The organism is Pollutimonas subterranea (assembly GCF_002849655.1).
In the GTDB taxonomy this organism is placed as follows: Bacteria; Pseudomonadota; Gammaproteobacteria; order Burkholderiales; family Burkholderiaceae_B; genus Pollutimonas; species Pollutimonas subterranea.
This window is the reverse complement of the sequence record NZ_PDNW01000001.1, coordinates 180,716-205,876: the sequence shown is the minus strand read 5'-3', so window position 1 is coordinate 205,876 and position 25,161 is coordinate 180,716. Positions and strand designations below refer to the sequence as shown.

Here is a 25,161-nt window from a genome sequence, read left to right as displayed (position 1 = left end):
TCCGCACGCGGCGATTGCTCCTACCGTTCTACACGGTGAGAATGATCTTTCCGATTTGTTCGCCGGCCTCCATCATGGCGTGCGCATCACATGCCTGGGCCAATGGGAAAGTCGTATGCACAATGGGACGAATTTTGCCGGCCTCGAGCAAGGGCCAGACATGTTGCTTGAGCGCCTGGGTAATTTCAGCCTTGAATGCCACCGGCCTTGGCCGCAGCGTGGAACCGGTAATAGTCAGGCGACGGCGTAGTACGTGGTTGCAATCTATCGTCGCCTTGGCGCCGCCCAACAAAGCAATAATCACGATACGTCCGTCATCCGCAAGACAACTTATATTGCGGTTGATGTACTCACCGGCCACCATATCGAGCACGACGTCCACGCCTTTCCCGCCAGTGACCTTCTTGACCTCTTCCACATAGTCCTGAGTGCGGTAATTGATACCCAATGTAGCGCCGAGATCTTCGACAGCGCGGACACGTTCATCGCTGCCCACCGTCGCGTACACCTCATGCCCCATAGCCCTGGCAAGCTGAATCGCCGTTGTGCCTATACCGCTGGCACCCCCGTGTACAAGCAAGGACTCCCCGGCCGATAGCCGACCGCGATCAAAGACATTGCTCCAGACGGTATAGTAGGTCTCCGGCAAACCAGCCGCCTCGACATCCGAGAGGCCGTTCGGCACAGGCAGGCATTGCTGAGCCGGTGCAACGCAGTATTCCGCATAGCCACCGCCCGCGACCAAGGCGCATACCTTATCGCCGATGGCCAGCCCTCCCGCAGCGGCGTCCCCGCTCACGATTTCCCCCACCACCTCAAGGCCTGGCAAGTCGGAGACTCCGGGTGGCGCCGCGTAATTCCCCTTGCGCTGAAAAACATCGGGACGGTTGATACCGGCGGCCGAGACCTTGATAAGCACTTCGCCCGCTTTCGGTTCGGGTACGGGACGATCGACCAGCACCAGAACTTCAGGACCGCCTGGCTGCGAGATTTCAACTGCCTTCATACTAGCTCCTTGGACACTAAGCAAAATCGCATTATCGCCTGCCTATCCGACTTTAGGGTCGGGATTGCCGGTATTGGAGCCGCCTTCCTGGATCAGAATGCGGCATACAGAAGCGGCCTTGCGAAATTCGGCGGCGGCAACATATTCGGGATCGTGCAGCCAAGCCTCTGCCTTTTGTCGATCAGGGAATTCGAGCAGCACCATGCGTTCGTTAAAGATCTCGCCTTCATGCGTATCTACTTTATCGCCACGCGTGAGAAACCTGCCGCCATGTTTCGCGACGAGCGGAGGAGTAAGTTCGGTATACCGCAGGTATGTTTGCGGATCGTGGATGGTCATTGTTGCTATAACGTATGCAGCCATACTTGCCCCTTTTATTCATGATTACTTATTGAAAAATAGGCAGCCCGGAACATTGACGCTATCGCAAACAGAATACCTGCGGCTGCCACGGCCATTACATCAGATTAACGGAATAAGCGAATCAAAGCACCCGTCGAGATAAGGTACAATTCAGCGCAACGGAAGGTTGGCAGAGTGGTCGAATGCACCGGTCTTGAAAACCGGCAGGGGCGCGAGTTCCTCCAGGGTTCGAATCCCTGACCTTCCGCCACTTCGCGCGTATTGCTATTTTCATACGCAACGAAGCGAGCATGATAATCACTACATGCTCTGTTCGAGTTCTTGCACCCATGGCGGAATTGGTAGACGCAAGAGACTTAAAATCTCTCGACCACTGGTCGTGCCGGTTCGATTCCGGCTGGGTGCACCAAGAACTCCGGGCTTTTGGCATTTTTTATGCCGGACCGCTCAATTCCAGACTACGTCTACATTCGACAGAAGATTGCCTGTATTTCAATGCGACGTCGATATCCACTGTGCGATTCCGGAGCTCTTGACACGTCGATGGCTGCCACGAGCCCAATCCCTCCCCTGAATCAGAAATAACCGAGATGAGGGCGCCTTCCGTCTGGACCGCGGTCAAATAGTCGAACTCGGCAACCACATAGGCGATGGTCATCGTCGGAACCGCCCAAAGAAAAGCCCCCGACACCTTTACAGCAGGTATTGGGGGCTATTCACACAGCGGTTCTTCTTTGCGTTACCGCCAGGCGCACCGTTACTATTCGGCTTCGGGGGCTGCCGTAGGCGCGGCAACAGGAGCCTGTTGCGGGCCGCCTTGAGCTTCGATACCGCCGATCGCCTTCATCGACAAACGCAGACGACCCTTGTCGTCGGCTTCGATGACCTTGATGCGTACCATCTGACCGACCTTCAAGACGTCATTGATATTGGCGATGCGATAGTTGGCGATCTCGGAAATATGCAGCAAGCCGTCGCGACCGGGTAGAACTTGGACAATTGCACCGAAGTCCAGCAAGCGTAGCACTGGGCCTTCGTATTCCTGACCCACTTCGACATCAGCGGTCAATTCCTTGATGCGGCGCTCGGCTTCACGGGCTTTGTCCAGATCGGCGCTGGAAATGGTGATCGTGCCATCGTCGCCGATGTCGATCTGGGTACCGGTTTCTTCGGTCAGGGCACGGATAGTGGCTCCGCCCTTGCCGATCACGTCGCGAATCTTTTCAGGATTGATCTTCACGCTAAGCATGCGCGGTGCGAATTCCGAAAGTTCCGTGCGTGAACCGTCGATCGCAGCGGTCATTTCGCCAAGAATATGCAAGCGCCCTTCCTTGGCCTGCGCCAATGCGACCTGCATGATTTCCTTGGTGATGCCCTGGATCTTGATATCCATTTGCAAGGCGGTAATGCCCTGCACGGTACCGGCCACCTTGAAATCCATGTCGCCCAGGTGATCTTCATCGCCAAGAATGTCGGTCAGCACAGCGAACTTCCCGCCATCCTTGATCAGGCCCATGGCGACGCCGGCGACGTGATCCTTGACAGGCACGCCTGCATCCATCATGGCAAGAGAACCGCCACATACCGATGCCATGGACGAAGAGCCGTTGGACTCGGTGATTTCAGACACGACGCGTATTGTGTACTGGAAGTCTTGCGGCTCTGGCAACGACGACACCAGCGAACGCTTGGCCAGACGGCCATGACCGATTTCGCGGCGCTTGGGCGAACCGAAACGACCTGTCTCACCCGTGGCGAACGGAGGAAAGTTGTAATGCAACATGAAGCGATCACGGGACTCGCCCATGATCGAATCGATGATTTGTTCGTCTTGACGAGTACCCAGCGTGGCGACGACCAATGCCTGCGTTTCACCACGAGTGAACAGAGCGCTGCCGTGCGCGCGGGGCAATACGCCAAGACGGATGCTGATAGGACGCACGGTGCGTGTATCGCGGCCATCGATGCGGGGCTCGCCATTCAACACCTGGCTGCGGACAATGGTGGATTCGAGATCGAACAGCATGTTCTCGACAGTAACGTTGTCGGGAGCGGGTTCGCCCTTGGCAGCAGCGTGTTCCTGGAGCTTGGCCTTGACGTTGGCATAGACGGTACGCAATTGAGCCGTACGCGCCTGCTTTTCACGAACTTGATAGGCAGCATGCAGGTCTTCTTGGGCTGCGGCGGTAACGGCCGTAACCAACGCTTCGTTTTTCGCGGCGGGCTGCCAGTCCCATTCAGGTTTACCGGCTTCGGCAACGAGGTCATGGATGGCGTTGATGCAGGCCTGCATCTGTTCGTGCCCGAACACCACGCCGCCCAGCATCACTTCTTCAGACAATTGCTTGGCTTCGGACTCGACCATTAGCACCGCAGCTTCCGTACCGGCCACGACCAGATCCATGGAGGAATCTTTAAGCTGGCTGGTGGTGGGATTGAGCACGTACTGTCCGTCGATATAACCAACGCGGGCGGCACCGATAGGACCGTCGAAGGGAATGCCGGATATGGCCAGCGCGGCGGATGCGCCGATCATGGCTGCCATATCGGGATCGACTTCGGGATTGACCGATACGGTATGAATGATTACCTGTACTTCGTTGTAGAAGCCTTCAGGAAACAGGGGGCGCAGTGGGCGGTCGATCAGGCGGGAAGTAAGGATTTCCTTTTCGGAAGGACGACCTTCGCGCTTGAAGAATCCACCTGGAATACGGCCTGCGGCGTATGTTTTCTCAACATAGTCCACTGTCAGCGGAAAAAAATCCTGGCCGGGCTTGGCGGTCTTGGAAGCAACAACGGTGGCCAGGACCACGGTGTCGTCAATCGAAACCAGTACGGAGCCGGAGGCCTGGCGAGCAATCTCGCCAGTTTCCAGAACCACCGTGTGCTGACCGTACTGAAACGATTTGCTCACTTTATTAAACATTGGGGAATATCCTTACAATAGAAAAAACCGTGCACACCACGATTCGTATCGCGATGTGCACGGTTGCATCATGGGGAGCCAGCCCCGAGTATCACTTACGCAGACCGAGCTTTTCGATAAGCGAACGATACGAATCGGGATTGCGGCCCTTGAGGTAATCTAGCAATTTCCGGCGACGGCTGACCATGCGCAGCAGACCACGACGCGAGTGGTGGTCTTTCATGTGTGCCTTGAAGTGGCCTGTGAGTTCATTGATGCGCGCGGTAAGTAGCGCGACCTGGACTTCGGGGGAACCGGTATCGCCTTGAGCACGTTGATATTGTGTGACGATGTCGGATTTTTTTATGTCAGCAACAGACATTATTTAGCCTCTTAAACGAGCGACAGAGCCGAGGTGCTCTGACGTGCAATGATTAAAAAAATAACAGTATTGCCCGGGACGCATTTGTAGTACTTATGTACCTGCCAACCCGGGAAGCAAGCATTATAGCGGATTGGCCGGGAATGCGTGGCAGAGCAGCCTCGGCATTCTCATAACGCCTTATCGATTGGGCGCGTATGGTCGTAAAATAGCGCCAATGACCCACAGCGGAGCTCCATTATGAACGCCATTAAATGTATGCGACTTGGCAAGACGGCTGCTTGCGCGTTGACGGCAGTGCTACTGGCGGCGTGCACCAGCATGGCGGACCTGCCCGCCGGCACGCCCTTGCACCAAATAACATCGGAATACGGCGAGCCCGATTTTTCTTGTCTCATCCCGAACGGCGGCGAGCGCCTGATCTGGACCATGCAGCCTATGGGGCAATATGCTTGGGGTACGAACGTCGATGCCGCCGGAAATACCGATCAAGTCCAGCAGCTATTGAAGGACGAGCGTTTCCGCGTTCTGGCCTCAGGATCCTGGTCGCCGGAGCAGGTCCGTTGCGAATTCGGCCCACCCGCTCAGATTGACAGCGTGGGCCTGCCCTCCTCCACGTCCATTGTCTGGAGCTACCGCTACCGACAGGCGGGTGCATGGAATTCGTTAATGTACGTCTATTTTGGCAGCGACGGATCCAGGGTCACCCGCTTTCACCCTGGCCCCGACCCCATGTACGAACGCAACTTCTGGTTCGACTGACGACGAAACGTTCAAGCCGCCCACTTATGGGCTAGAAGTGGCCGGGCCTGGCCGGTGGCTTGGGTGCACCATCGGCTTGGTCAGGCTGTTTCACAGACGCGTCTTGCTTCGGATCAAAGGTATGGGTGGCGCTGAAGGCCGATGGCGGCACAGCGACGTCGCGTTCGTCGGTACCCGCATGCCGCATGCGCGTCAGTTCACGGGCTCGCCGCCAGCGCCACGCCATGATTACCCAGCCCGACAAGCCATATACGACAAACAGGCTGAATAATACGACTGGAGGGTCGCTGGACACAAACACGAACACCCCTACCAAGACGAGCAATACCCAGAACGGAACGCTACGGCCCAGCGCAAAGCTCTTGCCGCTGTAAAACGGTGCGTTGGTAACCATCGCGATACCTGCGTAGACGGTAAAGCCAAACGACATCCATGCGATGGTTGCATTTTCCAGCGCCAGCTTGTTATCAACGGCAAGCCACAAGAAGCCCGCTACCAGAGCGGCGGCTGCCGGGCTGGGCAGCCCTTGAAAGAAGCGCTTGTCGACGACCCCGATATTGGTATTGAAGCGGGCCAGGCGCAAAGCGGCGCCCACGACGTAGATAAAAGCGGCGAGCCAGCCCCAGCGCCCGAGGCCTTGCAACGACCATTCATACATGACCAGCGCAGGCGCTATGCCGAAAGATGTCATGTCGGACAGGGAATCGTATTGCTCGCCAAAGGCGGACTGTGTATTGGTCAAACGGGCAACGCGCCCATCCATGCCGTCGAACACCATAGCCAGGAAAATGGCGATAGCAGCCATTTCGAACCGGCCGTTCATGGCCTGGACGACTGCATAGAACCCGGCAAAAAGGTTGGCCGTGGTAAATGCATTGGGCAGCAAATATATGCTGCGGCGGCGACGGGTTTCGTCCGACGATAAATTTGGCATAGGCTTAACCTTGTGTGGCTATGGGGCGATCGGGCAATTCAGCCAGCACCGTGCTGGTGGCTTGCACCTTGTCGCCTATTGTAACGCGAGGGCGCGAACCCAACGGTAAATAGACATCGACCCGTGATCCGAAACGGATGAAACCGTAGCGTTGGCCGGCATAAAGCTGGTCGCCCGGCTTGATATAACAAAGTATGCGCTTGGCGACCAGGCCGGCCACCTGGACAGCGGTCACGACATGACCATGGGGAGTAAGCAATACAGTAGCATTGCGTTCGTTTTCGAGAGAAGCCTTGTCCAGCGAGGCATTGAAAAACTGGCCGGCGAAATAGTTGACGGAAGTGACACTGCCCTTTACCGGGGATCGGTTGGAGTGGACATTGAACACGTTCATGAACACGCTGATCTTGATGGCGTCGCGATCGGCATAAGGATCGCGGATTTCCTCGACGGCCACTATGCGGCCATCGGCCGGCGAAAGCACATTGAATTCGCCCTCCGGTGCGACACGCGCCGGATCTCGAAAAAACTGCAACACAAAAATCGATATGATCCAGAACGGTATCGAGGCAACGCCCGACCAGAAGCTGACGATAATCGACACGAGCACGATACCGGCCAGGAAAGGCCAGCCTTCACGCGCAATAACAGGATGGGGGTAAGGAGGTTTATTCATTGTAAGGTGAAGAATAACCGAAATGCGTCTCCAGGTTCGCCGTATTTCGGTTAGTAGGTGTCAATGTCCGCCCGGCCTGGCAATTTGGATCAAGGCATACTGCACAAAGCCTAAGCAAGTGTCGTGCCGTCGCCTGGTATTGACGGCTCCGTCCAATCGAAAAAAACGCCCTCGCGGGCGTTTTCCTGAGCACAAGAATCGGGATGTGATTAATTCTTGCTTTGATCGACCAACTTGTTTGCAGCGATCCAGGGCATCATGGCGCGCAGTTTGCCGCCAACCTGTTCGATTTCCGATTCAGCATTGATACGGCGACGCGACGTGAGTGTAGGAGCACCCGCGGCGTTTTCCAGGATGAAGTTCTTGGCGTACACACCGTTCTGGATGTCGGCCAGGCACTGACGCATTGCCTTCTTCGTTTCTTCAGTAACGATTTTAGGACCCGTCTCGTATTCGCCGTACTCGGCATTGTTGGAGATCGAGTAATTCATGTTGGCGATGCCGCCTTCGTAGATCAGGTCGACAATGAGCTTGAGCTCGTGCAGGCATTCGAAATAGGCCATTTCAGGCGCGTAGCCGGCTTCGGTCAAGGTCTCGAACCCCGCCTTGATAAGCTCGACCGCACCGCCGCACAAGACGGCTTGCTCGCCGAACAAATCGGTTTCGGTTTCTTCGCGGAAATTCGTTTCAATGATGCCGGCACGGCCGCTGCCGATGGCGCATGCATACGACAAGGCGACATCGCGCGCCGAGCCCGTGGTGTCTTGATGCACGGCGATCAATGCCGGAACCCCGCCACCCTGGCTATAGGTGCCACGCACGGTATGGCCGGGCGCCTTGGGGGCAATCATGATGACGTCGATATCGCTGCGTGGCTGGACCTGGCCGTAATGCACGTTGAAGCCGTGCGCGAATGCCAGCGCTGCGCCTGCCTTGATGTTTTCTGCAACCTGCGACCGATAAACTTCGGCGATGTTTTCATCGGGCAACAAGATCATGACCAGGTCGGCACCTTTCACCGCTTCAGCCACTTCCTGAACCTTGAGACCGGCGTTCTCGGCCTTGCTCCAGGAAGCGCCGCCCTTGCGCAGGCCAACGACCACATTCACACCGGACTCATGCAAATTCAGCGCATGGGCATGGCCTTGGGAACCATAGCCGATGATGGCAACAGTCTTGCCTTTGATGAGGGACAGGTCACTATCTTTATCGTAAAAAACTTTCATTTAAAGTGCTCCAATACTTGAGGAATTGTTGTTTGGTTTTAAAGCTTCAGGACCCGTTCTCCGCGGCCGATGCCGGACACGCCGGTACGCACGGTTTCCAGTATGGCGCTGCGGTCCAGGGCCCCGATAAAAGCCTCGATCTTACCCTGATCGCCGGTAAGCTCGATGGTATAGACCTTATCGGTCACATCAATGATGCGGCCGCGAAAGATATCGGCCATGCGCTTCATTTCTTCGCGCTCTTTACCGAGGGCACGCACTTTGATGAGCATAAGCTCGCGCTCGATGTGCGGGCCTTCGGACAAGTCCACGACTTTGACTACGTCCACCAGACGATTCAGGTGCTTGGTGATCTGCTCGATGACCTCGTCTGAACCGGTGGTGACGATGGTCATGCGCGATAGTGTCGAGTCTTCGGTAGGCGCAACGGTGAGCGTTTCAATGTTGTAGCCACGGGCTGAAAAAAGCCCCACAACGCGTGACAGCGCTCCCGGTTCGTTTTCCAGAAGGATAGAAATTACGTGTTTCATGTTTCTTTCCTTATAAGTCTTCGGAACCGAGCAGCATTTCGGTCAAGCCGCGGCCTGCTTTCACCATGGGCCACACGTTTTCAGTCTGGTCAGTGATGAAATCCATGAACACCAGCCTGTCTTTGTATTGGGTGAACGCCTCGCGGATGGCCGGTTCGACGTCGGCCGGCTTATCGATGCGCATGCCGATATGGCCATAGCTTTCGACCAGCTTTACGAAATCGGGCAAGGCATCGACGTAGGATTCGGAGTAGCGGGAACCATATTCGATCTGCTGCCACTGGCGCACCATGCCAAGATACCGGTTGTTCAGGCAAAGCACCTTGGGCGTCAGATGGTATTGCTTGCAGGTGGAAAGTTCCTGGATATTCATCTGTATGGATGCCTCGCCGGTAATCACGGCGATCTGGCTGTCGGGATTGGCCATCTGCACGCCCATGGCGTAAGGCAGGCCCACACCCATGGTGCCCAGGCCGCCCGAATTAATCCAGCGCCGAGGCTCGTCGAAGCGATAATACTGGGCCGCCCACATCTGATGCTGGCCCACGTCCGACGTAACGAAGGCATCACCCTGTGTGACTTCCCACAGCTTCTCGACCACGTACTGGGGCTTGATGAGCGTATCGGAATTTTCGTAGACGAGGCATTGCTTTCCGCGCCACTCATTGATCTGTTGCCACCACTTGGCCAAGCCGGCCTTGTTCGGCGCCGTCTCGGCCGCGGCGTGAGCGTAGAGGGCATTGAGCTCCTGCAAGACATCCTTGACGTTGCCGACGATGGGCACGTCGACACGCACACGCTTGGAGATCGATGAAGGATCGATATCGATATGCACGATTTTTCGCGGGTTCTGCGAAAAATGTTTAGGATTACCAATGACCCGGTCGTCAAAACGGGCGCCCACGGCGATCAACACGTCGCAATGCTGCATGGCCATATTGGCTTCGTAGGTACCGTGCATGCCGGGCATTCCAACGAATTTATCGTCGCTTGCCGGATAAGCACCCAAGCCCATAAGGGTGTTGGTGCAAGGAGCGCCGGTCAATGTCACCAGTTCGCGCAGTTCAGCCGCGGCATCGGACAACACGACGCCGCCGCCGGAATAAATCATGGGGCGTTCAGCCGCCAACAGCATCTGCACGGCCTTCTTGATCTGGCCCTGGTGCCCCTTCACGACCGGCGCGTACGAACGCATCTTCACCTCGCCGCGTGGCGGCGCGTACTTGCAGGTTGCAATGGTGATGTCTTTGGGGATGTCTACCAGCACCGGTCCGGGACGGCCCGTCTTGGCAATATAGAACGCGCGACGCATGGTTTCGGCGAGGTCTTTGACGTCGCGCACCAGGAAGTTGTGCTTGACGCACGGTCGCGTTATGCCCACCGTGTCGCATTCCTGGAAAGCATCTTCGCCGATTGCATGGCTGGGCACCTGGCCGCTGATGATCACCATGGGAATGGAGTCCATGTATGCGGTGGCAATGCCGGTTACCGCATTGGTCAGTCCCGGCCCGCTGGTAACCAGCGCCACGCCTATTTTGTCCGACGAACGCGAGTAGGCGTCGGCCGCATGCACGGCTGCCTGCTCATGGCGTACCAGGATATGCTTGAAATTTTCTTGTTTGTAGATTGCGTCGTAGATGTACAGTACCGCGCCGCCGGGATAACCAAACACGTGGTCAACGCCCTGTTCGGCAAGGCAACGCACGACGATATCGGCGCCATTGAGTTCCATTATGTATTCCTTTCGTAACCAGCACTGGAATTCCGACCGGTCATAAGACCCGAGCCTGAATCGTTTGCAACAACATGACCTGGCGCTTTATGGCTCACGGAGCCATGCCACCCAGACACCTTGCCGAACCGACTTGAACTCGTCGAAACACAGCACGAGCGTTCCATGAACGCGGGAGGTAGAACGGAAGCTTTGGCAACACACGCTTGTGGCGCGGCCAACAGCAAAGTATTACAGGCGCAAAAAACCGGGCGGATAACCCGGAACAACGAAGCCTTTCGTGACCCGCCACGGATAATTGGACAGATCAACACGCCACTTTACCGCGTTGCCGCGACAGAGGCAAATCACCCAGGCGGCAGCAGGTAGTTTTCCAGAATATCGCCGACAAATTCAGCATATTGCGTGGCATCCGTGCCTTGATTGTTGTATTTGCGCCGTTTCAGATACCAATCCTGCATCATGGCCTTGCACATTGAAGCCAGCAGCTTGGCATTGACGTTGCGGAAGGCATTCGCCTTGATGCCATCCTGGATAATCCCGTAGATAATGTCTTCGACCTCGAGCTCGACCGATATGGCTTCCTTCTTGTGCTTTTCGGGCAGGCTCTTGGTTTCCATGAACGAAAAATAAAACCATGGCTGCATCAGTTCACTGAGGTACACATGCGCCTTCACGGCGGCAAGCAGCCTGTCTCTCGGCGAATCGACCTCTTGCGTATAGGCCAGCATGGTGCGTCGGGTAAGCAAAAACCCATGGCTTTGAATCAAATAGATCAGGTCGTCCTTGCTTTTAATATACGCATACAGGCCACCTATGCTGAATCCGGAATCCGCACAAAGATCGCGCAAGGACATCGCATGAAAGCCTTTCCTGCGGGTCAGGCGCAGGGTGGAATCGATGATCCGCACCAGATTGCTTACGGCGACAGACTCTTTCTTTATACGGATCAAATCCCTGTTCGTGCGATATAGCTCGCGGCAAATTTCGACCTTTGATAAACCAAGCTCGATCTTGAACGATTCAAAATCAGCAATCATGTACTGCTCCACCCTCATATCTTGTTTACGCCACCGACAGGTAGCGGTGCTGCGTCTCAGTGTCGTTGATCAGCGCCTGGCTGCTGGCTTCGTGGACAATCATGCCCTTTTCCAGAATGTAGGCGCGCTGCGCATGCTTGAGGGCGAAGTGTACGCTCTGATCAGTAAATAAAATGGTGGTGGTCTTCGACAACTGGTCTATCAGCGCGCCGATCTGCTTGACGATGACGGGGGCCAGGCCTTCGTTGGGTTCATCGAGCAACAGCAGCGTAGGTTCGCTCATCAATGACCTTGCCACGGCCAGCATTTGCTGCTGGCCGCCCGACAAAGTACTGCCGTCCTGGCCGGCCAATTCGCCGAGCATGGGGTACTCGTCGAAAATGCGTTCGATGGTCCACTGGCGCGTAGCGCCAGGCCGCCGGTACTCGGCAATTTCCAGGTTTTCGCGTACGCTGAGGCCGGGAAATATTCGACGGTCTTCGGGCACCAGCCCTATGCCCGCGCGCGCATTGCGGTAAGCGGGCTGCCCGGTGATGTCACGACCCTGGAAGCTTACCCGGCCCGTGCACGGCGCCGACAAGCCGATGATGCTGCGCAAGGTTGTGCTTTTTCCCGCGCCATTACGACCCAGCAGGCAGACCGTCTCGCCTTCCTTGAGGTTCAAGGAAATGCCTTGCAGCGCATGGCTCTCGCCGTAATAGGTATGAATATTATCGACTTCAAGGATCATGGTGCGATTTCCTCTTCTGCGTCGCCCAAATAGGCCCGCCTGACCTCCGGGTGCACTTTCACTTCCTGGGGCGAACCCAGGACCAGGGATTGGCCACGGTGCATGACCAGGATACGATCGGCCACGTCGAATACCACGCCCATATCGTGTTCCGTGATGAGAAAGGTGTAATCGCCGGTGGCCGCCAAAGACTTGACCAAGGCCGTAACCCGATGCGTTTCATCGGGCGTCATCCCGGCCGTGGGCTCATCGAGCAGGACCAGATGCGGTCGTGTTGCCAGCACCATCGCGATTTCGACCAGCCGCTTGTCGCCATAGCTGATGACACCGGCGCGCCGCAAGGCCAGATCAGTCAACGAGAGGCGCTCCAGCAGCGTGTCGGCTTCTTGCTGGATAGGCCTGTTGCGCGATGCAATGTTGGACCAGCGCCGGCTGTCGCCATGGTAGGCGGTGAGCGCGACCTCGATGTTCTCGCGTACGGTCATCTCGTTGAAGATATTGTTGATCTGGAACGAACGCGATACACCCATGCGGCTGATGCGGTGCGGCGGCAAGCCGGTAATATCCTGGCCTTCGAACAGGATCTTGCCCGAAGTAGGCGTCATGCGGCCCGACAACATGTTGTAGAACGTTGTCTTGCCGGCGCCATTGGGGCCGATGATGGCCAGGGTTTCGTGGGGCAGCACGTCGAGCGACACATCCAGTATGGCCGCCACGCCTCCAAAACGCTTGGTCAGATTGCTGACTTGCAATATAGCTTGAGTCATTTTCGCTCCTGCAGCCAGTCAAGAAAGGTTCCCAGCACGCCTCGCCGAAAAAACATGACCATCAGCGCCAGGATGATACCGAGCACCAGCATCCATGCATGCGTCATGCTTGTAATCCAGGTTTCCAGCAACACGAACATGCCGGCCCCGAAGAACGGCCCCAGGAAATAGCCGGTTCCGCCCAGGATGGACATCAGCACAGGCTCGGCCGACATGGACCAATGGACAAGCTCCGGACTGGCAATACGCAGGAATGGCGCCATAAGCCCACCGGCCAGGCCGGCAAACGCACCCGATATCGTGAATGCCGCCAGCCGATAGCTCCTGACATTGAGTCCGCAAAACGCCACGCGTTCGGGATTCTGCCGAATGGCACGCAGGATGAGACCGAACGATGAACGGCAGATCAGGTACAGAATGGCAGTGGCGAGCACGACAATGACCAGGACAACATGGTAGTAGACGCTGGGATTCCCCAGTGCAAGGTCGAATCCCAGCCCTAGCGAACCCACGCGAAACCCGGCTATTCCATCGCTGCCGTTGGTCACCGACCGCCACTGATGCACGACAGCAAAAACCATCATGCCAAAGGCGAGGGTCAACATGGAGAAGTAGACTTCATTAAGCCTGACGCTGAAAAATCCGATGATGAGCGCCAGGACGGCACCGGCCAAGATGGCGACCAGCAAGCACGCCAGCAGCGGCCATTGCGCGCCTTGGAGCAACAGGGCCGTGGCATAGGACCCGACGCCGAAGAAAGCGGCATGCCCGAAACTGAGCATGCCCGTATACCCGAAGATCAGGTTGAAGCTCGCCGCAAACAGGCCCAGTATCAGGATCTCGGTGACGATGAAAATATAGAAGTATGGTGTTATCCACGGCAAGGCAACCAGCCCAAGCAGCAATACGGCCAGCACGAACGGTATTAGTCGGTTCTTCATGTCGACGCCCCCTTGCCCATCAAGCCATGCGGCTTGAGTAGCAGCACAATCGCCATTCCCACGAAAGGCAGGATCAGGTTGACCTCGGGAAAGAAACGTCCGCCAAACCCATAAATAAGGCCAAGGATGATTGCGCCCAACAGCGTCCCCGGGAAACTGCCCAGGCCACCGATGACCACGACAATAAAGCTTTCGATGATGATCTTGTCGCCCATACCCGGATCAATGGCCCGCATGGGCGCGGCGACGACGCCACCCACCGCGGCCAGCCACGCGCCAAAGGCAAATACCCCCGTAATCACCAGCTTGGTATTGATGCAAAGCACTTGCGCCATGTCGCGGTCTAGCGCCGCTGCGCGCATGATTTTGCCGACCCGCGTGCGGTTGAACAAAAGCCATAATGCGCAAACGAAAACCAGCCCTACCGCCACGACGAAAAGGCTGTAGATCGGATAGGTGACCCCCCCGGGGAGCACCGCCGTGCCCTGCAGCAATGGAGGCGGATCGATCACGTGTATGCCCGTGCCCCACACCAGGCGCACCGACTCGTTCAAAATGAGCAGCAACGCAAAGGTGAGCAACAGACTGTCGGAAACTTCACGCTGGTAGATAAAGCGCAGCATGACGCGGTCGATGAGCACAGCCAGTGCCGCCACGCCCAAGGGAGCAAGCAACAAGGTAAGCCAGAACGACATGCCCAGCAGTGTCATGCAGGTATAGGCGAGATAAGCGCCCAGCATGTATAGCGCGCCGTGGGCAAAATTGATGACATTCAATACGCCAAAGACAATATTCAATCCAACCGCAATGACAAACAGCAGCAGGCCGATATCAAGGCTGTTGAGCAAAGCCATGCCTAGACTGCTCATGGTGTTTCCCCCTTAATTCACACACACCGCCCGGCGCCGGGGCGCCAGGCGGAACTGATGCATACCCGGAATTCCCGAAGCTGCTATAGCTTGCAGGCGGGATCGACCGGAGGCGTTATTTTTTCGCCGTCGAAAAATTGCGCATCGGTCAGGGAGCGGATTTTGTCTTGTGTACTCATGGCACCCGTGCGTCCCCATGTGGGTCCGATCAATGCCTGGTTATCGCCCTTGCGGAAGGTTACGGTGCCGGTCGGAGCCGGGATGCTCAAGCCAGAAAGCGCTTGCGCCACGGCTTTTCCGTCTGTGTTGCCGGCTTTCTCGATAGCTGCCTTGAAGGCGTACACGGCGACATAGGCGCCTTCTGCGTTATAGCTGGGCGGCGTGCCGTAGTTCTTCTGGTATGAGGCGACGAACTTTTTGTTGAGATCGTTATCGTGAGAGCCATACCAGTAACGGGTACCCAGCCACACGCCTTCAGGCATTTGATCGCCCAGCGCGGCAAGCACCTCGGTGGCGGCGCCCACGGTGAACAGCACTTCAAATCCCTGCTTGAAGAAGCCTCGGTTATTGGCCTGGCGTACGAAGTTGACCAGGTCACCGCCCCACAGGGAAATGACGACGCCATCCGGCTTGGATTCCATGACTCCGTTGATGAAAGGCGTGAAATCCTCGGCCCCGAATCGGGGAAACGCGGTTTCCGACATCAGCACGGCATCGGGGGATTTTTCTTTCAGGTATTTGCCGAAGAATTCCCAGGATTGATGCCCGAAGGCGTAATCGGGACCTATGGTGGTCCATTTCTTGGCCCCTGTCTTGGCCGCGACCGTAGCAGCGCCCTGCATGTTCTGGTGCACATTGACACTGACCCGGTACGTAAAGGCATTGCACAGCTTGCCGGTTACGTCAGGCGTGGCGGCGTGGGTGATGATGAAGGGCTTGCCGAGTTCCGGCAATACAGGAGCCAGTCCCTGCGCCACACCGGAGCTGTCCAGCCCCATGAGCACGTCGGCTTCGTCCTGGTAGACCAGCTTACGGGCTGCCTGGATGGCTACGGCAGCCTTCCCTTGACCGTCCTCGAGTTGCAATGCCAGTTGACGCCCGAGCACGCCGCCCGCGGCGTTGATTTCGTCCATGGCCAACTGAATGCCCTGCTGCGCGAATTTTCCATAGGTCGCTGCGCTGCCGGACATGATGTAAATAGCGCCGATCTTGATGGGATCTTCGGCCGCATGGGCAACACCCAGGCTCATCGAGCCGGCAATGGCCATCGATAACAGGGAGCGGGTTGAAAGAATCTTGAACATGTATTGTCTCCTTGAGGAATAATTATTTAGTACATTTCTAGTTCTCTACTTCTGTACTGCTATGTGCACCGGTAGTCCAACATCTCCATGGTTGTTGCTGCCTGATTAACGCGAACCTTTCGTCGCGAGCGTGTCCCTGAGGATATTCTTGCGTATCTTTCCGGTGGACGTCTTGGGCAGCTCGCCAAAAACGATACGCTTGGGAGCCTTGAATGAAGCCATGCGTGCTTTGCAAAAGGCGATGAACTCCATTTCGTCGTTCGGCTGGACTTCATCCTTCAAGGCTACAAACGCGCAAGGCACCTCGCCCCAGGTCTCATCGGCCAGCGCCACCACCGCCGCTTCGAACACCCTTGGGTGGCTATACAGGACCTCTTCGATTTCCTGGCTGGAAATATTTTCGCCGCCTGAAATGATGATGTCTTTGGCGCGGTCCTTGATTTCAACATAGCCATCCGGATGCATCACGGCAATATCGCCTGTGTGAAACCAGCCGTCCTGGAATGCTTCCTGCGTCCCCGGCTCATTCTTTAAATATCCTTTCATCAAGGTATTGCCACGGATCAGCAGCTCACCCAGCGTCTGCCCATCCGCCGGCGCAGGAGTGCCATCGTCCAGCCTGGCCACGCTAAGCGCATCAATGGCCAATAGTCCGACTCCTTGCCTGGCCATTTTCCGGGCGAGTTCATCGGCGGGCAGCTCGTCCCATTCGTCATGCCACACGCAGATTGCCGAGGGGCCGTAGGATTCGGTCAGCCCATACAGATGTGTGATCTGAAAGCCGACTTGCCGGGCACGGCCGATAACAGGGCTGGGTGGAGCGGCGCCGCCCAGGCCGAATTGCACAGGCTGCTGCAGCGTATGACCACTATTGTGGAAGTCGTTCAACAACATGTTCAACACAATGGGCGCACCGCACATATGGGTAACGCCATGCTTGTGAATGCGCTCCAGAACCGCCGCAGCCTGGACCTTTCGCAGGCAGACGTGTGTCCCGCCAACCGCCGTCACCGCCCAGGTGTAGCACCAGCCGTTGCAATGGAACATGGGCAAGGTCCATAGATACACGGCGCCCGAGCCCATGTTGAAGGCCATGGCATTGCTCATTGCGGCAAGATAAGCCCCGCGATGATGATAAACGGCCCCTTTGGGGTTGCCGGTGGTTCCGGATGTGTAATTTAGCGTGATGGCATCCCACTCATCGGCGACCTTGGCCCAGCGGAAATCAGGGTCGCCGGCAGCAACCATGTTTTCATAGAGGAGCACCTCCGGAGCCTGCAGTGCACCACCCTCGCGTACGATAGCTACCAGCAAAGGCGGCGACTCCATGGTGGCCAATGCTTGCCGAACCAGAGGCTCAAATTCGGTGTCGTACAGTAGAACCCGGGACTCGCCATGCTGGAGGATAAAGGCAAGCGTCGCAGCATCGACGCGGGTGTTCACGGCATTGAGGACCGCGCCCACCATGGGAATGGAATAATGGCTTTCCAGCAACTCGTGCGAGTTGAAACACAAGACCGAAACGGTGTCATCCGAACTGATACCGATTTTGCTCAACGCCGATGCCATACTGCAGCAGCGGCGATAAAAATGCCGGTAAGTCAGGACCATGTCGTCGTCTATCACCGCCACCTTGTCGGGATAAACATGGGCCGATCGTTCGAGGAAACTGACCGGCGTCAGGCTGGAGTAATTGGCTGGCTGCTTGTCCAGTCCATGCTGATACGGGTTGCTCATGCGCTATCCCCTTGTCTATCCAATTGCTTCGGGTTGGTGATCGCGAGCTTGTCCCGAGTAAGGGCCAAAAGCAATGGGTGCAATAGCCCATGCTGCGACGGATCAATGGCCCTCTTTCGGATCAGCTCGGCCAGACCCCGCTCGGTAGCATCTTGCGTGCCTTCCAGCCCAATCCGACGGTAGAACTGCAGTATCTGCGCTTCGGACTCATCCCGCCCCTGGCTGTCGAGCTCGCGCGCCGCCATTGCCATGGCGTTGGCGACCATCAATGCATCATAGCTCTTGGCCGCAGGCAGCAAGGGCAGGAGTTGATCCAGCAAGGTACGACGAGCCACCGCCAGCAGTTCGCTTCCATTTGGACGACTAGTCATTTTGGCTCTCCTGGGCGATCTGCGTCAGGATATTGAATTCGATTTCCGGCAGCAGGCGTCCGGTCAAGGCCAGTTCAAGCGAGGACTGCTCGCCGGACAGATGACGTTGAGCCTGTTGCAAAGCAATGATGGCCCAGCGCGTCATGCCCATGATTTCCCAATAAGACACCCTGGCCGGGTCGACAGTTTGCCCCGACACACTGGCATACGCCGCGAACAAGTCGTCCTTGTCGCCGACACCACCCACTTCTTTATGACTGGCGCCAAAACGCCAGCTCCGTGAACATAACCAGCCCAGATCTTCGTACGGATCGCTCCAGGCGGCAAATTCCCAATCCAGGATCCCGGTGAGGCGTCCATCGTCGACCATGTAATTACCGGTACGAAAGTCGCAATGGCACAGCACCACGTCCGTATCTGGCGGAGCATGACCCTCCAGCCAGTTCAGGGACCACTCCAGCACGGGGTGGGGCTCGGGTATGGCATCGAGCGCCGACCGATACTGCTGGATGCGTGCCATGGCCGGTGACGGCTTCGGCAGCGGCAATGCGCCGAGGCACGCCACGGGCGGTCGTACCTGATGCAGTCGTGCGAGCTCGATGCCCAGCTGATGCGTCAACCCTTGCGCCTGCTGTGGTGTGAGGCCGCCCCGCACAAGCTTATGTCCGGCGGCGGTGCCCGATACACGGGCCATTACGCAAAACACGTTACCGATCACGCCTGTATCGGTGCATAGCCACAAGGGCTGCGGAACGGTGACTCCGGCCTCCCAGGCGACATTCAATACATGAAACTCCTGCTCGCGGCTGAGGCTGGCATCGATCGTGGATGGCGAATCGCTGCGTACAACCAACTCGAGCCGACCGGGGTGCCGCCCGCCGATACAGTGCACGGTCAATGCGTAATTGCTTTGAATGGCGCCGCCCGACAAGCGGCAAAATTCGATTACCTGAATGTCTTCGGCGTTGGCTTGGTCCCTGACATACAGCGCCAAAGCCCGGGTTATGTCATTGAGATCCACGTCTTAGCCCCAAGTCCAGAAATCGCTGCCTTCTTTGAGCAGGTTCTTGGACAACACCATTTTGTGGACCTCCGACGCGCCATCTACCAAGCGAGCCTGGCGAGCATAGCGGTATATCCATTCCAATGGCGTATCTTTCGAGTAGCCCCGTGCGCCACACAACTGGATAGCCGTATCGACCGCCTGATGCAGGGTATTGGAGACAGCCACTTTGGCCATGGAGACCTCTTTGCGCGCGAAATCGCCTTGATCGAGCTTCCAGGCAGCATGCATGGTAAGCAGGCGTCCGATTTGAATGCCCATTGCCGCCTCACCCAACAGCCATTGCACCCCCTCTCTGTCGGCCAGGCGGACACCGAACGATTCGCGCTCGGATACATAGGCCGAAGCGATTTCCAGTGAACGCTTGGATAGTCCCAGCCACCGCATGCAATGGGTCAGGCGGGCGGGCCCGAGCCGGATCTGGGTGAGCTTGAGGCCGTCGCCCACTTCCATGAGGCGGTTCTCGTCTGGAATGACCATATCGGTAAAACGCAGTTCACAATGGCCGCCGTGTTCTTCGGGGCCCATTATAGGTATGCGGCGTACTATTTCCCAACCCGGATCGTCTTTGTGAAAGAGAAACGCCGACAAGCCCTTGCGTGCATCGTCGGACGTACGCGCAATAAGGATGAAGTGCGAAGCCACACCGGCGCCGGTTATGAAATGCTTGGTACCGTTTATTACCCAATCGTTGCCCTTGCGCACAGCGGTAGTCAGCATCATGCCCGGGTCGGAACCGGAGCCTGGCGCGGGCTCGGTCATGACGAAGGAAGAACGGACATCACCGTTGATGATAGGCTGCAACCAGCGCTCTTTCTGGCTTTCTGTCGCTACCTTGTTGAGCACCATCATGTTGCCATCGTCAGGGGCGGCCGAATTGAATACCACCGGACCAAAAATGGAACGATTCATTTCCTCGTAGCAGGCAGCCATTTCAGACATCGACAATCCCTGGCCGCCGCGTTCTTGCGGCATCTGCAAGCTCCAGAGACCGCGATCTTTGGCCTTGGCGCGCATACGCTGCAACAACGATTCATCGATATTTTCGTGCTCGTCAAACGAGCCGGGATCGCTTTCCAGCGGGATCAATTCCTGATCAACAAATGCACGGACGCGTTGACGGCATTCTTCTACCCGCGGCGATAAGATAAAGTCCATGAGGGTACGCCTTCTTCAAAGAGTGGATTGCAAATGGCCGCCATCGATCACGATGGAGCTGCCTGTCATGTATAGAGACGCATCGGAAGCCAACAGCAGCAACGCGCCATCCAGGTCGGACACCTGGCCGAGACGCCGCTGGGGAATACGTTTGATCATGGATTGACCCGCCTCTGACGCAAAGAAGTCGCGATTCAGGTCTGTTTCGATATAGCCGGGAGCCAGGGCGTTGACACGAATGCCGTATCGCGCCCATTCGAGGGCCAGCGCACGCGTCATTTGTTCCAGGCCGGCTTTGGATACGGTGTAGGGCAGCACATTGCCCGCAACGCGATAGCCCAGGATGGAAGAGATATTAATGATGGAGCCCGGGCGTTGCGCCTTGACCAACCGGCGCGCGGCTTCATTGGCCACCAGCCAGCATCCTTTCAAGTTGACGTCCAGAACTTGGTCCCAATCCTGTGCCGACATTGAAAGCGAACTTTTCTGGACGGTGCTGCCCGCCGTGCAAACCGCCACATCTACCAGGCCATGCTCAGCTTGCGCTTCATCGAAGCAAGCCCTGATGGCGGATTCGTCGGTAACGTCGGCCACCACGGCGTGAGCCTGAATACCCTGTTGCCGCAAATCGAGTACCAGCGCGTTCAGTGATTCAGCGCGGCGACCTGCCACGACAACTTTCGCGCCTGCAAGCCCCAGCGTCTGGGCAAAATGGCCGCCCAGTCCACCTGAAGCACCCGTGACCAGCGCCACCTTCCCGGACAAGTCGAATTGATTATGCATAGCAGTCTCCTCGAAAAAATCATAGAACGCTCGCTCTATAAAGTCAATGATTTATAGAACGGTTGATCGATTTTCATCGAACATGCCTTAAATGGAAAAATGTTCGCCGAGAAATTGCAGGAAAGCTTTAACTCTGGGAGCCTGCGCCCTCCCTTGGGGATAGAGAACGTACATCATGTCTTGCCCCTTGGGCTCGTAGCCAGCCAGCAACTGGATAAGCCGTCCTTCGGCGATATCTTCCGAGATATGGAATTCCGCCAAACGGACAATGCCCAGCCCCTCCAGGGCAAGAGTGCGCAAGAGCTCTCCCTGATCTGCACCCACGGCTCCATGAACGTTGATAGTCTTGGGAGTACCACCATCGCTGAATGTCCAGGAATTCCAATGTGTACGCACAGTGAAATTCAAGCACCGATGCCCATGCAATTCATCGGGAACTGCAGGAGCCCCATATTGTTTAAGGTACGACGGTGCCGCAGCAATGATCCATCGCCTCAGGAATAGCGGCTTACCCACTAAGGAGAGCTCTGTCGGGTTACCGCTGTGTATGGCCACGTCGATATTTCTCTTCAGGAAATCACCCCGATCGGTTCCGATTATGAATTCGAGACGCAAGCCTGGGTGCCGGTCCAGCAGCAAGGGAAGCAAAGGTGCCAACTGATACTTCGCGAAGGTCAGGCTGGTGTGTATGTGCAGTACGCCCGTCATTTCCGATTCGCTGGGCGTCACCGCGCTTTCGGCCTGCGTCATGGCGTCTACGACCATCTGACTATGCAGGCGAAACTTATGCCCTTCTTGCGTCAGTCGTATCGTGCCGGCAATACGATCAAACAGCCTCACCGCCAGTCGCTGCTCAAGACGGGCGATGATTTTGCTGACCGCCGAGGGCGAACGCAGCAGCTTTCTGCTTGCTGCAGAGAAACTCCCTTCCTCAACCACACTAAGAAAAACCTGTATTTCAGAAAATTTATCCATACCTGTCTACTTGTGAATCGGATTCATAGGGCCTATTCCCAACTGGTGGTGGTTGTACCACGCCGGCGTCTATAGACTTTCCATAATCGTTTATAGAATTACAAGGAGATCAAGGTATGAAGAAAACGATCCGGATCGGATCCGGGGCGGCATGGTGGGGAGACCGTGTCGAACCCGCAGCCCTTAATGCAGAACAAGGCAAGCTCGATTACCTCTGCTTCGAAACCATGGCTGAAGCCACCGTTTCCGCCGCTCAGGTTCGCAGCCGTCGCGACCCCAGCTTTCCCGGCTATGACACTTATCTCGATGAGCGCATGCGCGCTGTGCTGCCGGGTTGTATGCGTCAGGGTACGCGCATCGTGTCCAATCAGGGCTGGATCAATCCGAACGCAGCGGCCGAACGTGTCGTGGAGCTGCTTCGCGAGCTCGGTATAACCGGCGTCAAAGTTGCCGCGGTCAGCGGCAGTCTCATTACCGACCGGGTGCTCGAGCTTACCGACCGCATTCTTGAGAATGATGAAGCCACCAGTACGCTGAAACCAACCTTGATCTCCGCCGAGGCCTACCTCGGCGCCGAGCCTATCGTGGAAGCACTGCGTAACGGAGCCCAGATAGTGATAACTGGCCGAGTCGCTGATCCCTCGATTTTTATGGCACCCATGATGTATGAGTTTGGTTGGGATCCGCTGGATCATGCGCGCCTGGGTCCTGGCAACGGTATTGGACATTTGCTGGAGTGCGGCGCGCAGGTGACCGGCGGCTACTTTGCTGATCCAGGATTCAAAGACGTGCCTGAACCGTGGAATTTCGGCTTTCCCATTGCCGAAGTTGAATCCGACGGCAGCGCCGTTATTACCAAGGTCGAGGGTACCGGCGGCGCCATTACGATACAGACTGTCAAGGAGCAAATTCTGTACGAAGTGCACGACCCGGCAAATTACCTGACACCGGACGTCGTGGTGGACTTCACGACGGTGAATCTCGAGCAAGTCGGCCCTGACCGTGTGCGTGTCACTAATATCAGTGGCAAGCCTCGGACACCAACCCTCAAAGTATCGATAGGATGCACCGAAGGATATATTGGCGAAGACATGTTCTTCTATGCAGGTCCTGGCGCCTTGCGGCGCGCCGAGTTGGCCAAGCGAATTCTGGAAGAGCGCTTCAAGATCGTAAAGCTTGATGCGGAAGATGTCCGCATAGACTTCCTGGGTATCAATGCAATCCATGGCGAAGCGACGCCCGCCGATGCCCCAGAGCCTTATGAAATTGCAGTGCGGGTGGCAGCTCGCACGCGTACCCGTGAAGAGGCAGTAAAGATCGGGCGCGAAGTGGACGGCATGGCTGTCTCGGGCATCGCGCATACCGGCAAGCGCGTGCCGCATCAGGACCGCACGCGCGAGATCATCGGAGTCTGGTCCTCATTGGTCGCACGGGAAAACGTGCCCCCTACTGTTACTTACTTTGAGAGCTGATCATGCGAGTATTACTACAGCACCTGGCCCATGCCCGTTCCGGCGACAAAGGCAACACGTCGAATATTTCAGTATTCGCTTACGAACCTGAATTTTACGACCTGCTTAAAGCCCAACTAACGGCAGAGCGCTTCAAGGACTTCTATCGCGGTGTGATCAAAGGGGAAGTACTGCGCTACGAGGTCGATAACATACAAGCCATGAACTTCGTTGCGCATGGAGCCCTCGGCGGTGGCGTCTCTCGCAGCCTTTGCCTAGACAATTATGGCAAGGCATTGTCAGCCGCTATTCTCGGATTCGAGATCGATGTTCCGGAGCATTTGCAGGGCAAGCTGCTTGGTCGGCACCTGCTATAAACCTTTACCCACTAGAAAAACGATACGAGGAGACAACATGTTGAAAAAAAGAATGTTATCCGCCCTGAGTCTCGGCATCTCGATGGCTTTCGCCGGCGCAGCGCACGCTGCGTATCCCGAACGCCCAGTCACGATTGTCGTGCCTTATCCGCCTGGAGGCACCACCGACCTGCTTGCCAGGACGATATCAATGAAGCTCACAAAGAGCCTCGGCCAGACCTTCATCATCGAGAACAAACCAGGCGCTGGCGGTCAGATAGGCAGCCAAGCCGTCGCCAAAGCTAAGCCCGACGGCTATACATTGGTAATGGGAAATATTAATTCCCACGGTATCAATGCAGCACTATACAAAGCACTCCCCTATAGACCGGTACAAGATTTCGCTCCTGTCATCATCGTAGCAGAAACTCCGAACGTCATGATCGCGAACAAAGATGCCCCGTTCAAGACCTTTGATGAGTTCATGACCTATGCGAAACAGAATCCGGGCGCAATCAGCTTCGGGTCAACCAGCATAGGGGGAAGCCCACACATGTCCGGTGAACTTCTCAAGGCGAAGGGCGAGATCGACATGGTCCACGTACCTTATCAGGGTGCCGGCCCCATGCTCAACGATGTTCTCGGCGGACAAATCCAGGTAGGCTTCGATAACCTGCCTTCGTCTGCGGGGCATATTGAATCGGGGAGCCTGCGCGCACTTGCGGTCACAACCAAAGAAAGGTGGCCCACATTCGAGAAAATCCCCACCATCGCTGAATCTGGCGTGGCAGGCTATGAAGTGTCGGCCTGGTTCGGCATTCTGGCACCGGCAGGCACACCTGATGATGTGGTACAAAAGTTGAACCAATCCATAGCGTCGGCATTGACTGAAGACGATATGATCAAGCGGCTTGATGGTATGGGCGCGCGCGCGGTGAAGAATACGCCGCAACAGTTCGCCGACTACATCCAGTCCGAAGTGACAAAGTGGACCGAGGTGGTCAAAAACAACGATCTACCCATGCGATAGACTGAACGTATCGGCGCCCCTCTGAGCGCCGATACGTTAACTTCCATCAAGACGTTCTCCGCAACGGCCC

The 25,161-nt window shown here is 56.5% G+C and carries 25 protein-coding genes and 2 tRNA genes; 6 read left to right on the top strand and 21 right to left on the bottom strand.

Features of this window, described 5'->3' with window-relative positions:
- Positions 1 to 28: 28 nt before the first annotated feature.
- Both CR159_RS00955 and CR159_RS00950 read right to left on the bottom strand, forming a co-directional pair.
- On the bottom strand, positions 29 to 1,006 hold the full coding sequence (locus CR159_RS00955) for an NAD(P)H-quinone oxidoreductase (protein WP_102072123.1): 978 nt from the start codon (positions 1,004 to 1,006) through the stop codon (positions 29 to 31).
- Positions 1,007 to 1,048: 42 nt separating this feature from the next.
- Positions 1,049 to 1,369 carry a DUF1330 domain-containing protein gene (locus tag CR159_RS00950; RefSeq protein WP_102072122.1) on the bottom strand — a complete coding sequence of 107 codons (321 nt, stop codon included), beginning with the start codon at positions 1,367 to 1,369 and terminating at the stop codon, positions 1,049 to 1,051.
- A gap of 160 nt (positions 1,370 to 1,529) precedes the next feature.
- Here CR159_RS00950 and CR159_RS00945 point away from each other — a divergent pair.
- A tRNA-Ser gene (locus CR159_RS00945) sits at positions 1,530 to 1,619 on the top strand.
- 73 nt (positions 1,620 to 1,692) lie between these two features.
- Positions 1,693 to 1,778, top strand: a tRNA-Leu gene (locus CR159_RS00940).
- 351 nt (positions 1,779 to 2,129) lie between these two features.
- Here the strand turns inward: CR159_RS00940 and pnp are convergent.
- Positions 2,130 to 4,295, bottom strand: a complete 2,166-nt coding sequence (gene pnp / locus CR159_RS00930; RefSeq protein ID WP_102072120.1) for a polyribonucleotide nucleotidyltransferase — start codon at positions 4,293 to 4,295, stop codon at positions 2,130 to 2,132.
- 91 nt (positions 4,296 to 4,386) lie between these two features.
- Positions 4,387 to 4,656, bottom strand: coding sequence for a 30S ribosomal protein S15 (gene rpsO, locus CR159_RS00925; protein WP_102070122.1), 270 nt, complete (start codon positions 4,654 to 4,656; stop codon positions 4,387 to 4,389).
- Positions 4,657 to 4,896: 240 nt separating this feature from the next.
- On the opposite strand from rpsO, the gene CR159_RS00920 reads away from it, so the two are divergent.
- Positions 4,897 to 5,418: a hypothetical protein gene (locus CR159_RS00920; protein ID WP_439650479.1), complete on the top strand. Its 522-nt coding sequence runs from the start codon at positions 4,897 to 4,899 to the stop codon at positions 5,416 to 5,418.
- 31 nt (positions 5,419 to 5,449) lie between these two features.
- On the opposite strand, the gene pssA is transcribed toward CR159_RS00920, so the two are convergent.
- The 17 genes from pssA to CR159_RS00835 form a co-directional block, all read right to left on the bottom strand.
- Positions 5,450 to 6,352, bottom strand: coding sequence for a CDP-diacylglycerol--serine O-phosphatidyltransferase (gene pssA, locus CR159_RS00915; protein WP_102072119.1), 903 nt, complete (start codon positions 6,350 to 6,352; stop codon positions 5,450 to 5,452).
- 4 nt (positions 6,353 to 6,356) lie between these two features.
- Positions 6,357 to 7,028: a phosphatidylserine decarboxylase gene (locus CR159_RS00910; RefSeq protein ID WP_102072118.1), complete on the bottom strand. Its 672-nt coding sequence runs from the start codon at positions 7,026 to 7,028 to the stop codon at positions 6,357 to 6,359.
- 209 nt (positions 7,029 to 7,237) lie between these two features.
- Entirely contained in the window at positions 7,238 to 8,254 is a 1,017-nt protein-coding gene (gene ilvC, locus CR159_RS00905; protein ID WP_102072117.1) for a ketol-acid reductoisomerase, read from the bottom strand.
- A gap of 38 nt (positions 8,255 to 8,292) precedes the next feature.
- Positions 8,293 to 8,784 carry an acetolactate synthase small subunit gene (ilvN, locus tag CR159_RS00900; RefSeq protein WP_102072116.1) on the bottom strand — a complete coding sequence of 164 codons (492 nt, stop codon included), beginning with the start codon at positions 8,782 to 8,784 and terminating at the stop codon, positions 8,293 to 8,295.
- A 10-nt stretch (positions 8,785 to 8,794) separates the two neighbouring features.
- Positions 8,795 to 10,516 (bottom strand): acetolactate synthase 3 catalytic subunit, encoded by a 1,722-nt coding sequence (locus tag CR159_RS00895; RefSeq protein WP_102072115.1) that lies wholly within the window; start codon positions 10,514 to 10,516, stop codon positions 8,795 to 8,797.
- A gap of 347 nt (positions 10,517 to 10,863) precedes the next feature.
- The gene (locus CR159_RS00890; protein ID WP_102072114.1) at positions 10,864 to 11,556 is read right to left on the bottom strand and encodes a TetR/AcrR family transcriptional regulator; all 693 of its coding nucleotides are present in this window, start codon (positions 11,554 to 11,556) and stop codon (positions 10,864 to 10,866) included.
- Between the two features lie 25 nt (positions 11,557 to 11,581).
- Positions 11,582 to 12,286 (bottom strand): ABC transporter ATP-binding protein, encoded by a 705-nt coding sequence (locus tag CR159_RS00885; protein ID WP_102072113.1) that lies wholly within the window; start codon positions 12,284 to 12,286, stop codon positions 11,582 to 11,584.
- Positions 12,283 to 13,053 carry an ABC transporter ATP-binding protein gene (locus CR159_RS00880; protein ID WP_102072112.1) on the bottom strand — a complete coding sequence of 257 codons (771 nt, stop codon included), beginning with the start codon at positions 13,051 to 13,053 and terminating at the stop codon, positions 12,283 to 12,285. Before CR159_RS00880 ends, CR159_RS00885 begins: the two co-directional genes overlap by 4 nt.
- Positions 13,050 to 13,994 carry a branched-chain amino acid ABC transporter permease gene (locus tag CR159_RS00875; protein ID WP_102072111.1) on the bottom strand — a complete coding sequence of 315 codons (945 nt, stop codon included), beginning with the start codon at positions 13,992 to 13,994 and terminating at the stop codon, positions 13,050 to 13,052. Before CR159_RS00875 ends, CR159_RS00880 begins: the two co-directional genes overlap by 4 nt.
- Positions 13,991 to 14,863, bottom strand: a complete 873-nt coding sequence (locus CR159_RS00870) for a branched-chain amino acid ABC transporter permease (RefSeq protein ID WP_102072110.1) — start codon at positions 14,861 to 14,863, stop codon at positions 13,991 to 13,993. The genes CR159_RS00875 and CR159_RS00870 overlap by 4 nt, the downstream gene beginning before the upstream one ends.
- 83 nt (positions 14,864 to 14,946) lie before the next feature.
- A complete protein-coding gene (locus tag CR159_RS00865) occupies positions 14,947 to 16,167 on the bottom strand; it encodes an ABC transporter substrate-binding protein (RefSeq protein ID WP_102072109.1) in 1,221 nt (406 codons plus the stop codon).
- Between the two features lie 105 nt (positions 16,168 to 16,272).
- Positions 16,273 to 17,904, bottom strand: coding sequence for an AMP-binding protein (locus CR159_RS00860; protein WP_102072108.1), 1,632 nt, complete (start codon positions 17,902 to 17,904; stop codon positions 16,273 to 16,275).
- Positions 17,901 to 18,275, bottom strand: a complete 375-nt coding sequence (locus CR159_RS00855) for a DUF6285 domain-containing protein (RefSeq protein WP_102072107.1) — start codon at positions 18,273 to 18,275, stop codon at positions 17,901 to 17,903. Before CR159_RS00855 ends, CR159_RS00860 begins: the two co-directional genes overlap by 4 nt.
- Complete coding sequence (locus CR159_RS00850) at positions 18,268 to 19,296, bottom strand: phosphotransferase family protein (protein ID WP_102072106.1); 1,029 nt, start codon at positions 19,294 to 19,296, stop codon at positions 18,268 to 18,270. Before CR159_RS00850 ends, CR159_RS00855 begins: the two co-directional genes overlap by 8 nt.
- A gap of 3 nt (positions 19,297 to 19,299) precedes the next feature.
- Positions 19,300 to 20,496, bottom strand: a complete 1,197-nt coding sequence (locus CR159_RS00845) for an acyl-CoA dehydrogenase family protein (RefSeq protein WP_102072105.1) — start codon at positions 20,494 to 20,496, stop codon at positions 19,300 to 19,302.
- A gap of 15 nt (positions 20,497 to 20,511) precedes the next feature.
- Positions 20,512 to 21,279, bottom strand: a complete 768-nt coding sequence (locus tag CR159_RS00840; RefSeq protein WP_102072104.1) for an SDR family NAD(P)-dependent oxidoreductase — start codon at positions 21,277 to 21,279, stop codon at positions 20,512 to 20,514.
- A gap of 87 nt (positions 21,280 to 21,366) precedes the next feature.
- A complete protein-coding gene (locus CR159_RS00835) occupies positions 21,367 to 22,254 on the bottom strand; it encodes a LysR family transcriptional regulator (RefSeq protein WP_102072103.1) in 888 nt (295 codons plus the stop codon).
- Between the two features lie 116 nt (positions 22,255 to 22,370).
- Between CR159_RS00835 and CR159_RS00830 the strand changes: the two genes are divergently transcribed.
- The 3 genes from CR159_RS00830 to CR159_RS00820 are packed head-to-tail and all read left to right on the top strand — an operon-like array spanning position 22,371 to position 25,091.
- On the top strand, positions 22,371 to 23,726 hold the full coding sequence (locus tag CR159_RS00830) for an acyclic terpene utilization AtuA family protein (RefSeq protein WP_102072102.1): 1,356 nt from the start codon (positions 22,371 to 22,373) through the stop codon (positions 23,724 to 23,726).
- Between the two features lie 2 nt (positions 23,727 to 23,728).
- Complete coding sequence (locus tag CR159_RS00825) at positions 23,729 to 24,082, top strand: AtuA-related protein (protein WP_102072101.1); 354 nt, start codon at positions 23,729 to 23,731, stop codon at positions 24,080 to 24,082.
- Positions 24,083 to 24,119: 37 nt separating this feature from the next.
- A complete protein-coding gene (locus tag CR159_RS00820; protein ID WP_233208121.1) occupies positions 24,120 to 25,091 on the top strand; it encodes a Bug family tripartite tricarboxylate transporter substrate binding protein in 972 nt (323 codons plus the stop codon).
- The last annotated feature ends 70 nt before the right edge of the window (positions 25,092 to 25,161 follow it).

Coding starts and splice junctions, on each gene's coding strand:
- CR159_RS00835 (WP_102072103.1), bottom strand. CDS start 22,254: ATGGATAAATTTTCTGAAATACAGGTTTTTCTTAGTGTGGTTGAGGAA.
- rpsO (WP_102070122.1), bottom strand. CDS start 4,656: ATGTCTGTTGCTGACATAAAAAAATCCGACATCGTCACACAATATCAA.
- CR159_RS00820 (WP_233208121.1), top strand. CDS start 24,120: ATGTTGAAAAAAAGAATGTTATCCGCCCTGAGTCTCGGCATCTCGATG.
- CR159_RS00955 (WP_102072123.1), bottom strand. CDS start 1,006: ATGAAGGCAGTTGAAATCTCGCAGCCAGGCGGTCCTGAAGTTCTGGTG.
- CR159_RS00830 (WP_102072102.1), top strand. CDS start 22,371: ATGAAGAAAACGATCCGGATCGGATCCGGGGCGGCATGGTGGGGAGAC.
- CR159_RS00910 (WP_102072118.1), bottom strand. CDS start 7,028: ATGAATAAACCTCCTTACCCCCATCCTGTTATTGCGCGTGAAGGCTGG.
- CR159_RS00855 (WP_102072107.1), bottom strand. CDS start 18,275: ATGACTAGTCGTCCAAATGGAAGCGAACTGCTGGCGGTGGCTCGTCGT.
- ilvN (WP_102072116.1), bottom strand. CDS start 8,784: ATGAAACACGTAATTTCTATCCTTCTGGAAAACGAACCGGGAGCGCTG.
- CR159_RS00885 (WP_102072113.1), bottom strand. CDS start 12,286: ATGATCCTTGAAGTCGATAATATTCATACCTATTACGGCGAGAGCCAT.
- CR159_RS00890 (WP_102072114.1), bottom strand. CDS start 11,556: ATGATTGCTGATTTTGAATCGTTCAAGATCGAGCTTGGTTTATCAAAG.
- CR159_RS00865 (WP_102072109.1), bottom strand. CDS start 16,167: ATGTTCAAGATTCTTTCAACCCGCTCCCTGTTATCGATGGCCATTGCC.
- CR159_RS00895 (WP_102072115.1), bottom strand. CDS start 10,516: ATGGAACTCAATGGCGCCGATATCGTCGTGCGTTGCCTTGCCGAACAG.
- CR159_RS00870 (WP_102072110.1), bottom strand. CDS start 14,863: ATGAGCAGTCTAGGCATGGCTTTGCTCAACAGCCTTGATATCGGCCTG.
- CR159_RS00920 (WP_439650479.1), top strand. CDS start 4,897: ATGAACGCCATTAAATGTATGCGACTTGGCAAGACGGCTGCTTGCGCG.
- ilvC (WP_102072117.1), bottom strand. CDS start 8,254: ATGAAAGTTTTTTACGATAAAGATAGTGACCTGTCCCTCATCAAAGGC.
- CR159_RS00845 (WP_102072105.1), bottom strand. CDS start 20,496: ATGGACTTTATCTTATCGCCGCGGGTAGAAGAATGCCGTCAACGCGTC.
- CR159_RS00875 (WP_102072111.1), bottom strand. CDS start 13,994: ATGAAGAACCGACTAATACCGTTCGTGCTGGCCGTATTGCTGCTTGGG.
- CR159_RS00840 (WP_102072104.1), bottom strand. CDS start 21,279: ATGCATAATCAATTCGACTTGTCCGGGAAGGTGGCGCTGGTCACGGGT.
- CR159_RS00860 (WP_102072108.1), bottom strand. CDS start 17,904: ATGAGCAACCCGTATCAGCATGGACTGGACAAGCAGCCAGCCAATTAC.
- pnp (WP_102072120.1), bottom strand. CDS start 4,295: ATGTTTAATAAAGTGAGCAAATCGTTTCAGTACGGTCAGCACACGGTG.
- CR159_RS00950 (WP_102072122.1), bottom strand. CDS start 1,369: ATGGCTGCATACGTTATAGCAACAATGACCATCCACGATCCGCAAACA.
- CR159_RS00825 (WP_102072101.1), top strand. CDS start 23,729: ATGCGAGTATTACTACAGCACCTGGCCCATGCCCGTTCCGGCGACAAA.
- pssA (WP_102072119.1), bottom strand. CDS start 6,352: ATGCCAAATTTATCGTCGGACGAAACCCGTCGCCGCCGCAGCATATAT.
- CR159_RS00880 (WP_102072112.1), bottom strand. CDS start 13,053: ATGACTCAAGCTATATTGCAAGTCAGCAATCTGACCAAGCGTTTTGGA.